This window comes from Bacteriovorax sp. BAL6_X (assembly GCF_000443995.1).
Classification (GTDB): Bacteria; Bdellovibrionota; Bacteriovoracia; order Bacteriovoracales; family Bacteriovoracaceae; genus Halobacteriovorax_A.
In genome coordinates this window covers 65596-78039 of record NZ_AUMC01000008.1, presented here as the reverse complement: position 1 = coordinate 78039, position 12444 = coordinate 65596, and the positions used below count along the sequence as shown (strand labels likewise).

Genomic DNA, 12444 nt, shown 5'->3' with positions numbered 1-12444 from the left:
ATGTTTGATATCGTTTTATGCCAAAGAGATTTTGACGAAATAAATAAATGCTTTGGTCATTGTGTTAAGTTTGAAATTCATGAGTTTGAGGGAGACTCTCAATTAAGAAGATTTTTAAATGATGGAAAAAAAGTTCTTTTAATTACGACTAAAAGTAGTGTGAAGCCAGATATATTTAATCTCTATTATATGCCAAAAACTGGTAATTGTGAGTACTACTACTTATCAAAATTAAATCTAAATGGAGATGAACTCGAAGCATGTGAGAAGTACTTTCCAGATGTAAGAGATATTTCTGTATGTGCCGATTACTATAGTGCAGGAGGTGTTTTCTTTATAGACCGAATTGATCCTGTTGGGATGCCTGATTTCTCAAGAGAAGTCATGCCTATTCTAAATCGATACTTCAATATTGGTGATTATAAAGAGGCCTTATTCTTGGATCGTGATGGTATTTTAAATGTCGATCATTCATATGTACATAAGACTTCGGAGTTGGAGCTCGTTACTGGCGCTTACGAATTCCTCTTAGATGATTATAATAAGAAAAGACTTAAACTGGTTCTTACTAATCAGTCAGGTGTCTCAAAGGGAATGTTTGAGTACACTGATGTTGAAAAATTCAATGATGCTTTAAATGAATCACTTCATCATTTAATTGATGCTTTCTATATTGCTCCATTTGAGTTCACTAAAGGTGTTGGGCAATATAAATACCATTCTCTTTTAAGGAAACCACATCCAGGCATGCTTCTTGAGGCATGTTTTGACTTCGCTATCGATCTTAAAAACTCATATATGGTAGGGGATAAGGTTAGTGATCAACTTAATTTTCCTCTTCTCGAAACAATCCACCTTAAGAATCGCTATCCACTTGATGGTGTGAAGTATTTAGCTTCTAGTTTTTCTGAGGTGTTAAAATTTGCTAAGTCATTGCCAAATAAGACAAATTGAGTCAAAATAGCAGCTATGTAAAAGGAATTACATATGAAAGCAATAGACTCGTTGGGCCTAGTGAGATTAACTACAAGTTTTGCCCTTATTTTTACATTTTTTAATTCTAGTACCTTTGCTCGTCCACTTATGAGTTCTGAGCTAGAGTTGTCAAGACAGCTCGATTCCCTCAGAGAGCAAAGTAAAGAATATATCTCTAATATAAGCTCTCGAACTAATGTGAAAGAGCTTCCTATATCAAAATATCTCTCTTTTGTTATCTTAAAGAATGGTTGTGCACCACTAGAGCAAACGATCGAAGAGATTGAGCTTCAAGATGATTCTTTTCCGGATCAAAGTAAAGGACTACAAGAAAAGCTTAAGCTTTGTCGAAAATCAACACGTGCGCTTAAGGAATTTGATGTAAGTGAACTTGATACTAGCATTACTCAAAGATTAAGTGAGGAATGATACATTAGCGCATGATCACTCCTTCTATTAAGTTCTACTATATTCACTCAACAAACCCTTATGTTAACTTGGCGTTTGAAGATTATCTATTTCGCAAGCATCAATCTGAAAGTAGCCTGGAGCAAATTCTTATTATATGGAAGAGTGCTCCAAGCATTGTTATGGGGAAGTTTCAAAACCCATGGTTAGAGTGTCAGGTGAAAAAAATCAGAGAGCTTGGTATCAATTTGGTAAGAAGACAAAGTGGTGGTGGATGTGTTTACCACGATCTGGGAAATATTAATTACTCATTCATTAGTCCAAAGACATCTTATGATAAATCCAAGAATGCATCCATCGTAGTTAGTGGACTTAGGTCACTAGGGATTAATGCTTTTGAAAATGAACGCCATGATCTTAGGCTCCACCATGAAAATGTTGATTATAAGATATCTGGTTGTGCTTTTAAAGAAACGAAGCATAGTGCTCTTCATCATGGCACACTTTTAATTGATGCTAATCTAAACCAGTTAAATGAGCTGCTGCGCTCTAAGTTGACTGCTGAATCGGCAATGGGTGTTAAGTCTGTTCCTTCAAAAGTGATAAATTTAAAAGAAGTTAATGCTGCTATTACAGAATCTTCAATCGTTGACTCTATTAAGCAATCCTTTGAGGTTAGTTATGATTCTAAAAGTGACAGCTTTGAGCTATTTGAGCAAGATATCTGTTCCATTGAATCACTTATGGAAAAGATTCAAACTAATATGAGTTGGGAATGGGTTTATGGAGCAACGCCTAAGTTCTCCTTTATGTGTGATGACTTCTTAGTAACTGCAAAGTATGCGAAAATTATCTCATGTGAGCCAGAAAATCCTTCTTTGATTGATCTAATTGTCGACAAGGATTATTATTTAAATAGACTTGAGCTTAATTTAACTGAACAGCAGAGTGAATTTGTTGAGCAATGTCATCGTATTCTCTTTGTTTAAATTTTCGGAGCTGAAATGAGAGAGACAATTCATATTATTCCTGGGGAGGCCATTATCAATGAAGGCGAGGAAAGTAATTGTATGTATCTTCTGAAAGAAGGAACTCTCGCTGTTTTTAAAAAAATTGATGGTGAAGAAAAGCAAATTGGAACAATTTATAGTGGTGAGTTTGTTGGTGAAGTAAGCTTTCTTGATAAAGGAAAACGTTGCGCAACTGTGAAGGCCATTACAGATTGTGAACTTGAAATCTTCGATGCTCAAAAATTTAATGAATTTATAGACTCAAGACCTAAGTGGTTACAGAGTATGATGAAGACTTTGGCCGATAGACTTCGATCAACTAACGAAAAAATCAAAGTGTAGAAGGGCCTAGTTATGAGTAGTCCGTCAAATTTATTCATTAATGCTGATCAATATCTGATTCGAGAAGGGGATGAGAGTACTGAAGTGTATATCCTTGAAGAGGGGACACTGGGTGTCTTTAAAGTTAGAAATAATCAAGAGGTTAAGATTGGAACGATTTTTCCTGGAGAGTTAGTCGGGGAGATGAGCTTCTTCGATGGTGGCCCTCGCTGTGCTACGATTAAGGCCCTAACAAATTCTAAACTAATTGTTATTCCTTCTGTTAAATTTGAAGTTTATCTCAGTAAACAGCCTAAGTGGTTTCGAAATCTATTGGAAACTTTAATAGATCGTATTCGAAAGGCCTCTGGCCGTACTAGGCCAGAAGTTTAGCTATTTTTTAATTTCTTAAAATTAAAAAGGTTCTCATCAGTGATTCTATTGCGATCACACGATAAATGGTTAAGCTTTTCTAGGTTTGCTAAAACTCTTGGTACTTCTTGGAATAGATTATTATCGATATTAAGTCGCCTAAGTCCCGTAAGCCATTCGAATTCATTTGGGAGGCTTTCTAATAGATTATTTTGTAATTCAAGAGATTCGAGCTTTCTTTGTTCACAACACCAATTTGGAATTGTATTGAGGTTGCAATTTGCTAGTTGGAGAATTTTTAAGTTTTTAAGATGGCCTGCTCTTAATTCATGAGAACCACTAATTCCTTTTAGTTTTAAAACTTCAAGATTTTGAGCACTTTTGAGAGTTAGAAGGCATTGTCCAAGTGCTCCATCTGCATAGATATAGAGTTTCTTTAAAGCAGAGAGTTCACCGCAGTCGATTATAATATGACATGTATGTTTAGCAGAGATTTCAAGTGTTTCTAATCTTGAAAATTCAGCAATATCCTTGCTGGCCTCAAAAGTAGTCTGCTTCTTACTTAGCTTGATCAACATGTCACTATTGTAACATATGCTTACAAAATTTAGAGATATTGAATAAACTTATTATTTTTATCGACTAAGATCTGCTTTGGCCTGATATCTTTTTGATCAGTCATTTGAAAACCGATGATGATAACTTCGTGGCCTACGTTGATAAGGTGGGCGGCCGCTCCATTTAAGCAAATTTCTCCGGAACCACGCTCTCCTTTGATTACATAAGTTTCAAGGCGTGCTCCGTTTGTATTTGAGACGATAAGTACCTTTTGGCCTGGCCATAAGTCAACTAACTCGAGTAGCTCTTCGTCAATAGTAATAGAGCCAATATAGTTTAGGTCGGCCTGTGTAACAACGGCCTTGTGAATTTTTGATTGTAACATTTCACGCATAAGAGCTTTTTATCAAATTAGTTTTTGCCCGCCAATGAAAAATTAAGCTTTTGTTAACTCGTTCACCAGAAATTTACTTAATGACGACAATACTTATTGTTTTGAATCGACTCCAGGTATGCCTAAGAAATAAAGAATTGACGTCATTGGGCCATGGCTCATATGGTTTTGAGCATTTTTACGCACAATGTCTTTGGCATGGAAAGCAATTCCTAGTCCGGCCTGTGCTAGCATTGGTAGATCATTGGCCCCATCTCCAATAGCAACAACTTGTTCAAGTGAGATATTTTCTTGCTGTGCAATTAAATTTACAAGAACTGCCTTCTGGTCTGCATTGATGATTGTACCCTTTACTCGACCAGTTAGTTCTCCGCCTTCAATTTCTAGTTCATTGGCAAAGGCGTAGTCTAGATCTAATTTTTCTTTTAGATGGTTGGCAAAGTAAGTAAAGCCACCTGAGATGACAGCAACCTTGTAACCATATTTCTTCACTGTGCGAATAAAATCTTCAACTCCATCAGTAAGTGGAAGATTGAGTGAGATATCTTGAAGAGTTTTTTCACTTAGGCCCTTGAGGTGCGAGACTCTTTCAATTAATGATTGATTAAAGTCGATTTCACCATTCATGGCCCTTTCTGTGATTTCTGAAACCTTGGCCCCTATTCCGTGAACTTTGGCAAGCTCGTCAATGACTTCTGCCTGGATAAGAGTTGAGTCCATATCAAAGACGATGAGTCTCTTTGATCTTCTAAAGACGTCATCACGGATAAAGGCAATATCTGTATGATGGTCATTGCTTATATTAAGTAGATCGGACTTTACCTTGTTTAAAGCGACCTTCTCTGGAACATCTGTTAGGACTTCTAGTGAGTTAAAGCCTTCTTTAGAAACATTATCAATACGATAAATATTTATACCGTTGATGGCCAGGCATTGGGCCACATCAGAGATGAAGTCTGCTGAAATTTTCTTAGGCGCGACGCAATTAAGAATAAAGCTATTATAAGGCGTCTTATAAGTCGTCTCTTTACCTATAACTGAATACTCAAGTTTTAGTCCCATTTCGTGGGCCGTAAAAAGTAGTTCTTTTAAAACATTTTGATTTTCATTCTTCTCTTTTCCCACTTTGATGACAAAAGAAAGAGAAAGTAAATTATGAGTGATGGCCTGGTTGATATCTGTAATATCAGTCTTGTTCTCACTGATTACTTTCATAAGACTTGCGGTAATACCTGGTCTGTCTTGACCAGAAACTGTGATAATAATTTCTTTCAAGCTATCTTCCATGATGTTTAATCCTTTACTTTTGTTTTCGTTCTTTTCTGACCTCTGAGATCTTCTTAAAAAGACCAAAGGTATAGACTAGGGCCGAGAATACTGAAAAGACAAATGAAAGGTAAATGAGTATTGTTCCCACTAGAGGGAAAGAGAAGCCAAATGGTTTATCCCAGGCCATAAGCATTGGAATGGCCATCATTTGAAATGTTGTCTTCCATTTACCAAGTTGGTTAACACTTACTTTTAGTCCCTTTTCCATTGCTAGAAGACGAAGTGCTGTCATATACATTTCACGTAAAACAAGGACTATGACAACAATCACGTTGACGCGATCTAGGGCCTGTAAAAGAATTAGAGAAGAAACAACTAGGAATTTATCCGCGATTGGATCAAGAAACGAGCCAAAGACTGTAACAATATTTCTCCTTCTGGCAATATAACCATCAAAGAAATCTGTTATCGAGGCCAGCACAAAAGTCCAGGCCGCAATATAGCCAAGTGTTTTCACTGTGGCCTTAAAAATATTTTCTTCAAATAAACAGAGGTAAAGAGTCAGACAAATTACTGGAATAAGTGCCACTCGAAAGATTGTGAGGCGGTTTGGTAGATTGTCGATTTCCCATTCGCTGAGGATTTCTTTTTGTGAGACTGTATTTTGCGTATTTTTTTCTGACATATATACTCAATGAAGATTTTTCCTATTTATTAAACTTTAAACCTTCGGCCCATAAACGTCTATAATAATTAATATAAATTACTTAAATCGAATAAAAGGATAACTCGAGTTATGAAAAAGCATCTCAATCTTATTAAAACTGGTCACCAATCTATTGAAAAGCGTGTATTTCCACGTTTTCCGTTCAGTTACTTAGTTTTTAAAAGAGATGATAATTCAAAAAATTATCAAGTTCGAGATATTTCATATGGTGGTATGAGTTTGACACTAAATGATGGTGATATGGGTGCTCAAATGGATGAAAATTTCTCTGGTGAGATCCACTGGTATGACCAAAAAGTAAAAGTAAAATGCCAAGTAAAAAGAGTTGAAAAAGATAATCTTGGAATTGAATTCATTAAAGATGATATCTTCGATAAAACCTTATTAAATTTTCTTTCAATAGCAAATGTGTCGAAAAACCTTAGACCGATTCACGAATATGATGAACAACTTGAGCTTCCTGTAGGTTTAAAGACATGGCTGCGTTGTGATGGGCCATTTGAAATTTTCATTTGGCATCATAGAGATGGGGAAATTTCTAAGATTCAAATTCTTATGATGGATTCTATTCTTGAATGGACTGATGGTGAAGGGATTCAAACAGGGAAAGTTCTTAATGTAAGAAGCTCTGATAAGCCATTGACTCATGAAGAAGAATTCGAGTTCTTAATTGATACTCCAATTGATCAAGACCGTTTAGACTTTGCTCGTGAATTAGTAGCGAATGTTCCAAAGAATCTTATTTCAGAAGGTGACTTAAAATTTCTAACGCGAAAAGTTATTGGTTAATTTCCATTTAATAAAATATTAAAGGATTAAATTATTTATTTCAAAACGAAGCTTTTCAATTGAAGTTTAACTCCTTAAAATAAAGCTAAATATTTTGAATTAAAAGGATTGATAATGAATAGAAACCTCGCTTTGGAATTTGTAAGAGTAACTGAAATGGCCGCTATTAGCTCTGCTAGGCTAATGGGACGTGGTGATGAAAAGGCTGCAGATCAGGCCGCTGTCGATGCCATGAGAACGATGCTTGATTCTGTTGATTGCGACGCTACGGTTGTTATTGGCGAGGGGGAGCGAGATGAAGCTCCAATGCTCTATATTGGCGAAAAAGTAGGTTCTGGAAATGGCCCAAAACTAGATATTGCCCTTGATCCTCTTGAGGGAACAACGGTTTGTGCAAATGGTGGTTGGAATTCAATTGCTGTAATGGCCATTGCTGAAAAAGGAAACTTTCTAAACGCTCCAGATACATATATGGAAAAAATCGCAGTAGGTCCTGAAGGAAAGGGGCTTATTAATATTGACGATACACCTGCTGAAAACTTGAAAAGATTAGCGGAAGTTAAAAAGTGTCGCATACAAGATTTAACGGCCGTGATTTTAGATCGTCCACGTCACGAAGAATTAATTAGACAGGTAAGAGATGCAGGTGCACGTATCCAACTTATTGGTGATGGTGATGTTTCAGCAGCTATTGCTTGTTCAGAACCAGATAGCGGGATTGATATTCTTTTTGGTACTGGTGGTGCTCCTGAAGGTGTTATCGCTGCTGCAGCTCTTCGTTGTATTGGTGGAGACTTTCAAGGAAGACTTAAGCCAAGAAATGATGAAGAAATTGCACGTGCTAAAACAATGGGAATTGATGATATTAATAAGATCTACACAATTGATGAGTTAGCTTCTGGAAATGTTATGTTCTGTGCCACAGGTGTAACTGACGGAAGTTTCCTAAATGGTGTTAAGTTCAAGTCATGGGGCGCTGTGACTGAATCTATTGTTATGAGAAGTCAGTCAGGAACAATTAGAAGGATTACTGCTGAACACCGTTTTGATACAAAACCACGCTACTAATTATTTGATTACATACAAGGAAGTTGATTATGGCAAAGGCAAGCCGCACTGAAGTTTTTGATATTGATATTAATAAACTATATGACGTTATTGTTGACTTTGAATCGTACCCTGAATTTGTTTTAGGTGTTAATGATATCAAGGTTCATGACATGACTGATGAAAGTGGTATTGTTGAATATTCAATTGATATGATAAAGAAATTAAATTATCACCTTGATATGGAAATGAGCAGACCTAGTAAGGTTGCTTGGAAATTTAAGAAAGGTGATCTTTTTAAGGTGAATGATGGTGGTTGGGATCTTAAGGATCTTGGAGATGGAAAGACAGAAGTAACTTATAGCCTCGAAATTGAAGTGAAAGGATTTATTCCAGGATCAAAAATGATTGTAAATAAGTTAACAGAGACTTCTCTACCATCCATGATGAAAAGCTTCTACGAGCGCGCAAAAGGTCTGTGAGTCAATCATGAGCGAATCTAAGAAAACAGATAAATCAGATGGTATATTAGGCGATACGATAAAGAAAGTTGTCTCAATTGGTATTGGGGCAGCTTTTATGACTGAGGAATCAGTTAAGAAAGTCTTAGAAGATCTACCACTTCCTAAAGATATTGTTTCTGGGCTCGTGACTAATGCCAAAAAAACCAAAGAAGACTTTGTTGTTTCTGTTCGTGAAGAACTTCGTAGTTACTTAAAGAACGTCGATCCAAAAACCATTGTTGAATCAATTCTTGAAGACTATGAAGTGACTGTAAGTTTTAAGAAAAAAGAAAATAAATCTGAAGAATGATCTCTGAAAATTATCAAAAAATTCTCACGCAAGTAGGAGACAAGAATAAGCTCTTGGCCGTAACCAAGTATAGTGAATTTGAAGATATAAAAACAGTCTATGACCTAGGCCATCGAGATTTTGGTGAGAATCGTGTTGACTCTCTTATGCCTAAGGCACAAAAGGCCCTAGAACTAGGTCTAGATGATATTAGATGGCATTTTATTGGACATATTCAATCAAATAAAATTGCAAAGATTTGCCAAGTTCCAAATCTTAAAAGTGTGCAATCCCTAGATAATTTAAAACATATGCGTCTTTTTAATGAAAAGTTAAAATCTCCTTGTGACTTCTATGTTCAAGTTAATACAAGTGGTGAAGAGCAAAAGGGTGGACTCTGGGAGTTTGAATCTGTTAGAGACTTTATTAACGAGGCCAAAGACCTAAGTAATATTCGAATCGTTGGCCTTATGACCATGGCCGCAGCAGATGGCCTAGCTCCTCGTCTAAGCTTTCAAAAATTAGTTGATATTCGCGATGCTATTGATAAAGACTTGAAATTATCAATGGGAATGAGTGGCGATATGGCCGATGCTCTTAAGCTTGGCAGTGATTGTATTCGTGTTGGTAGTGCTATTTTTAGGGGATAATTATTGTATCCTTACTATCTAATTTCTAAAATTCACACTCTATCTATCTGTAATTACAATCTGTATTAGTTAAGGCTTATAGATAACATTATTGACTTTAATTTATGTGAGCTGTAATTAATTTTTATCAACTTAATTAAACCGACTTGAACAATGGAGAGTCATTATGAGTAATTCAAATAATAATGAAAGAAAGGTTCCAGAATTAAGCCTAACATCTTACACACAAGGGTCAACTGCTGAGCAGATTAAATTTGTGGATGAATTGATGTATGGCCTTAAAGAGTACGGTTTTATTATTCTTGATAATCACACAGTTGATCAGAATAAAGTTGATGAAGCCTACGAGATGGTTAAAAAATTCTTTTCTCTACCTGTTGAAACTAAGCTTGATTATCAAGGCCAAAACGGTGGCCAACGTGGTTACACTCCGTTTGGAATGGAACATGCAAAAGATAGTAAACACCCAGACTTAAAAGAATTCTGGCACGTAGGGCGTGAGCTTGCTGCAACTTCACAATATAAAGGTGTTTACCCTGAAAATATCTGGCCTGCAGAAGTTCCAGGCTTCAAAGAGAAATTCCTTTCTCTTTACGAGTCTATGGATGCTACTGCAAATATTCTATTAGAAGCGATCGGTAAGGGATTAGATGTTCCTGCTGGTTTCTTTGAAGAGATGGTTAATGATGGAAATTCAATTTTAAGAACTATCCATTATCCACCAACAACTGGTCACGATACAACAAATTCAATCAGAGCAGGAGCTCATGAGGATATCAACTTAATTACAATGCTTGTTGGTGCTACATCATCTGGCCTTCAACTTCTAGATCGCGATGGAACTTGGCTAGATGTTGATTCTAAACCAGGACAACTTGTTGTTGACTCTGGGGACATGATGGCAAGACTTACAAATAATGTACTTCCTGCAACTACTCACAGAGTAATTAATCCAGATAACTCTGGCGAAGAAAGATATTCAATGCCATACTTTGTACATCCACACTCAAAAGCGTCTCTAGCATGCCTAGAAAGCTGTGTAGGTGAAGGTAAGAAGTGGGAAGATATCACGGCAGGTGACTTTCTAAACCAACGTCTTAGAGAAATTGGTCTAATTAAGTAAAGAAATGGTTGGGGAACCAGAACAACAATATTACGAGTAATACGATTTAGAAGAGGCCTCGCATTGCGAGGCCTTTTTTCTTTTATGTACACTTATTAGTTGAGTGTCTAATTAGTGAACACTTTCTAGACTCTAAATGCTTATAATTTAATCAGGTTAGTGGCACTTTCTTTGCTTATTAATTGCCATGCTAATCTTAAAGAAAACGACTTTATTAAAGTTTGTCTCGATTCTTTTATTTAATCTGGTGATTGTGGCCTCACCTACAACAGAGTTTCACCGAGAAATTCTTTCCATGAAAAGGGCCTCTTCAAAAGTACTTTCACGTTTAAGAAGTATGTCTAGAGTTAATCACTCAGAGTTTCGCCGAGAGGAATACACTTCAGCATATTATCAATTTGAAAATATCCATTCAGCAATTAGAAGATTCCATAAGAGGGTTTTAAAGAAGGGGCAATTAGGCCGTAATGAGAAAGGCGAGTACTCGGACGAGCTTGCTTATAAAGAAATTCAGGAGTTTATTCAGTACCTTGATAAGCTAATTCCTATTTTTGTAAAAACCAAAGGCCATGAGAAATTACCTTCATCTCGTAAGATTCTTGTATCACAAATCTCTGCAAGTGCACTTGTTCTTGTTAAATATTTAAAAGAAGAAGATATCTATATCCAAGTTTCACGATCATTACAAAATGTTGCAAAGACCTATCAGAAGCAGCAGGATTTTATAGCACAAAGAGAAGAACTTTTAGCTGACTTCTATGATGCTCAAGATGAACTAGAGATTTCAATGACAAAAATGATTGATCACCTCTCTCAATTCATTAGACGCAATCATATGTCTAATCATGATCGTCGTCACGAACGCTATACAAGATCATCTTATGCTTACCTAAAGTATAGAAAGATCTTTGAAGAATTAGAAGATATGCTTGAAGACTTTGATATTAACGATGAGGCCAAGTTTATAAGGCTTATACTGCTTATGTCAGAAACTAGACAGTTAGTAAATCTTACAAAAACCAATACAAAAAGCGCTCGCATCCTTCTATCTCGTGTATACAAGGGGTTCAACTTATTTTCTTTAGAGGCGAGAAACTTAAATAGTAAACTAGTTGTAACAAAGCTAGATCCAACACTTGGACTTAAAGAGACTGAGTATAAATTTTATCGTGCAACACAGGCCTGCTCTCTACTTGGAGGGCCTGGGAATATTCTTTTAAGAAGATCAATCGAGAGCGATATTGATCTATTTGAGGACTTTAGCCCTCGTACTTCTGGAGCGATCAAGCTTATTGAATTTTTAAAATTTAATGATCGAAGCCTTGAGTTTAGACACGCTGAGATTATTACAGAAATAGAAAGAGATACTCGTATTAATACAATGGGATTCTATCCTCTAAGTTTTAATTGGGGGAAAGATGAAGAAGATAAAATGCCTCCATTTATTGAAATAAAAAAAGGGTATCGAAATTGTCACTCAGGTGGCTGTGATACTTATGATGATTATCGCACAAATTTTGCTTGGCTAAGGGTCAATGAGAAGAGTGCAAAAAAGATGACTCGTCGAAAAGAGAAGGCCTTAAAAAAGGTCGAAAATAAAGAAGACTATGGAAAATTAGGTGTGTGTTCAGATTTTGTTAATTGGGCCTTTGGGAATGTGATTACTTCTAATTGGAATCAAATACCAATCATAAGAAATCTTATTCAAATTATCTATCCTCCAGAGGGACTGCAGACGCCAGATAATCTCTATGACTCATATAAGACAGATGTCATTTGTGAGGTGGAGCGAAGAAGACTTACGTTCCCACACTATGTGAATGCTCATCACTTAAAAGAGCAGGTGTTAAGAGATTTAAATTCGCAAAACGTTGCTATTAGTAATCATGCGAAGAAGACATTAAATGAATTAATTAAGAAAAATATAATGGATAAGGAACTTAATTTAAACTATGACGTTATTAATTTTAATACAAAGTAAAACAAAGAATAAAAAAAGAGAAAAGGAG

The 12444-nt window shown here is 36.0% G+C and carries 16 protein-coding genes; 12 read left to right on the top strand and 4 right to left on the bottom strand.

The features are described from left to right. The 5 genes from M902_RS15870 to M902_RS07750 are packed head-to-tail and all read left to right on the top strand — an operon-like array spanning position 1 to position 3107. Positions 1 to 954: an HAD-IIIA family hydrolase gene (locus tag M902_RS15870; protein WP_021267219.1), complete on the top strand. Its 954-nt coding sequence runs from the start codon at positions 1 to 3 to the stop codon at positions 952 to 954. 33 nt (positions 955 to 987) lie between these two features. Continuing rightward, positions 988 to 1404 (top strand): hypothetical protein, encoded by a 417-nt coding sequence (locus M902_RS07765; protein ID WP_021267396.1) that lies wholly within the window; start codon positions 988 to 990, stop codon positions 1402 to 1404. A gap of 11 nt (positions 1405 to 1415) precedes the next feature. Next, complete coding sequence (locus tag M902_RS07760; RefSeq protein ID WP_021267386.1) at positions 1416 to 2372, top strand: lipoate--protein ligase; 957 nt, start codon at positions 1416 to 1418, stop codon at positions 2370 to 2372. Positions 2373 to 2387: 15 nt separating this feature from the next. Next, positions 2388 to 2735, top strand: a complete 348-nt coding sequence (locus tag M902_RS07755; RefSeq protein WP_021267329.1) for a Crp/Fnr family transcriptional regulator — start codon at positions 2388 to 2390, stop codon at positions 2733 to 2735. A gap of 12 nt (positions 2736 to 2747) precedes the next feature. Then, positions 2748 to 3107, top strand: a complete 360-nt coding sequence (locus tag M902_RS07750) for a Crp/Fnr family transcriptional regulator (RefSeq protein WP_021267299.1) — start codon at positions 2748 to 2750, stop codon at positions 3105 to 3107. Here M902_RS07750 and M902_RS07745 read toward each other — a convergent pair. From M902_RS07745 to pgsA, 4 genes are all read right to left on the bottom strand, one after another. Then, positions 3104 to 3664, bottom strand: coding sequence for a leucine-rich repeat domain-containing protein (locus M902_RS07745; protein WP_021267341.1), 561 nt, complete (start codon positions 3662 to 3664; stop codon positions 3104 to 3106). The genes M902_RS07750 and M902_RS07745 overlap by 4 nt on opposite strands. 29 nt (positions 3665 to 3693) lie before the next feature. Continuing rightward, a complete protein-coding gene (gene panD, locus M902_RS07740) occupies positions 3694 to 4038 on the bottom strand; it encodes an aspartate 1-decarboxylase (protein WP_021267374.1) in 345 nt (114 codons plus the stop codon). A gap of 93 nt (positions 4039 to 4131) precedes the next feature. Further along, positions 4132 to 5325, bottom strand: coding sequence for a phosphoserine phosphatase SerB (gene serB, locus M902_RS07735; protein WP_021267340.1), 1194 nt, complete (start codon positions 5323 to 5325; stop codon positions 4132 to 4134). Between the two features lie 13 nt (positions 5326 to 5338). Beyond that, positions 5339 to 5992, bottom strand: a complete 654-nt coding sequence (pgsA, locus tag M902_RS07730) for a CDP-diacylglycerol--glycerol-3-phosphate 3-phosphatidyltransferase (protein WP_021267180.1) — start codon at positions 5990 to 5992, stop codon at positions 5339 to 5341. Positions 5993 to 6103: 111 nt separating this feature from the next. Here pgsA and M902_RS07725 point away from each other — a divergent pair, with 111 nt between their 5' ends. The 7 genes from M902_RS07725 to M902_RS07695 all read left to right on the top strand — a co-directional run bounded on the left by M902_RS07725 (position 6104) and on the right by M902_RS07695 (position 12416). After that, on the top strand, positions 6104 to 6823 hold the full coding sequence (locus tag M902_RS07725; protein WP_021267269.1) for a PilZ domain-containing protein: 720 nt from the start codon (positions 6104 to 6106) through the stop codon (positions 6821 to 6823). A 114-nt stretch (positions 6824 to 6937) separates the two neighbouring features. Beyond that, the gene (gene glpX, locus M902_RS07720; protein ID WP_021267331.1) at positions 6938 to 7891 is read left to right on the top strand and encodes a class II fructose-bisphosphatase; all 954 of its coding nucleotides are present in this window, start codon (positions 6938 to 6940) and stop codon (positions 7889 to 7891) included. A 29-nt stretch (positions 7892 to 7920) separates the two neighbouring features. After that, complete coding sequence (locus M902_RS07715) at positions 7921 to 8352, top strand: type II toxin-antitoxin system RatA family toxin (RefSeq protein WP_021267192.1); 432 nt, start codon at positions 7921 to 7923, stop codon at positions 8350 to 8352. Between the two features lie 7 nt (positions 8353 to 8359). Beyond that, entirely contained in the window at positions 8360 to 8683 is a 324-nt protein-coding gene (locus M902_RS07710; RefSeq protein ID WP_021267294.1) for a hypothetical protein, read from the top strand. After that, positions 8680 to 9312, top strand: a complete 633-nt coding sequence (locus tag M902_RS07705) for a YggS family pyridoxal phosphate-dependent enzyme (RefSeq protein WP_021267381.1) — start codon at positions 8680 to 8682, stop codon at positions 9310 to 9312. Before M902_RS07710 ends, M902_RS07705 begins: the two co-directional genes overlap by 4 nt. A gap of 166 nt (positions 9313 to 9478) precedes the next feature. Next, positions 9479 to 10435 carry an isopenicillin N synthase family oxygenase gene (locus M902_RS07700; RefSeq protein ID WP_021267260.1) on the top strand — a complete coding sequence of 319 codons (957 nt, stop codon included), beginning with the start codon at positions 9479 to 9481 and terminating at the stop codon, positions 10433 to 10435. 187 nt (positions 10436 to 10622) lie between these two features. Further along, the gene (locus M902_RS07695; protein ID WP_021267272.1) at positions 10623 to 12416 is read left to right on the top strand and encodes a hypothetical protein; all 1794 of its coding nucleotides are present in this window, start codon (positions 10623 to 10625) and stop codon (positions 12414 to 12416) included. Positions 12417 to 12444: the final 28 nt, after the last annotated feature.

Coding starts and splice junctions, on each gene's coding strand:
- pgsA (WP_021267180.1), bottom strand. CDS start 5,992: ATGTCAGAAAAAAATACGCAAAATACAGTCTCACAAAAAGAAATCCTC.
- M902_RS07695 (WP_021267272.1), top strand. CDS start 10,623: ATGCTAATCTTAAAGAAAACGACTTTATTAAAGTTTGTCTCGATTCTT.
- M902_RS07710 (WP_021267294.1), top strand. CDS start 8,360: ATGAGCGAATCTAAGAAAACAGATAAATCAGATGGTATATTAGGCGAT.
- glpX (WP_021267331.1), top strand. CDS start 6,938: ATGAATAGAAACCTCGCTTTGGAATTTGTAAGAGTAACTGAAATGGCC.
- M902_RS07760 (WP_021267386.1), top strand. CDS start 1,416: ATGATCACTCCTTCTATTAAGTTCTACTATATTCACTCAACAAACCCT.
- M902_RS07705 (WP_021267381.1), top strand. CDS start 8,680: ATGATCTCTGAAAATTATCAAAAAATTCTCACGCAAGTAGGAGACAAG.
- M902_RS15870 (WP_021267219.1), top strand. CDS start 1: ATGTTTGATATCGTTTTATGCCAAAGAGATTTTGACGAAATAAATAAA.
- M902_RS07750 (WP_021267299.1), top strand. CDS start 2,748: ATGAGTAGTCCGTCAAATTTATTCATTAATGCTGATCAATATCTGATT.
- M902_RS07700 (WP_021267260.1), top strand. CDS start 9,479: ATGAGTAATTCAAATAATAATGAAAGAAAGGTTCCAGAATTAAGCCTA.
- M902_RS07755 (WP_021267329.1), top strand. CDS start 2,388: ATGAGAGAGACAATTCATATTATTCCTGGGGAGGCCATTATCAATGAA.
- M902_RS07715 (WP_021267192.1), top strand. CDS start 7,921: ATGGCAAAGGCAAGCCGCACTGAAGTTTTTGATATTGATATTAATAAA.
- panD (WP_021267374.1), bottom strand. CDS start 4,038: ATGCGTGAAATGTTACAATCAAAAATTCACAAGGCCGTTGTTACACAG.
- serB (WP_021267340.1), bottom strand. CDS start 5,325: ATGGAAGATAGCTTGAAAGAAATTATTATCACAGTTTCTGGTCAAGAC.
- M902_RS07745 (WP_021267341.1), bottom strand. CDS start 3,664: ATGTTGATCAAGCTAAGTAAGAAGCAGACTACTTTTGAGGCCAGCAAG.
- M902_RS07725 (WP_021267269.1), top strand. CDS start 6,104: ATGAAAAAGCATCTCAATCTTATTAAAACTGGTCACCAATCTATTGAA.
- M902_RS07765 (WP_021267396.1), top strand. CDS start 988: ATGAAAGCAATAGACTCGTTGGGCCTAGTGAGATTAACTACAAGTTTT.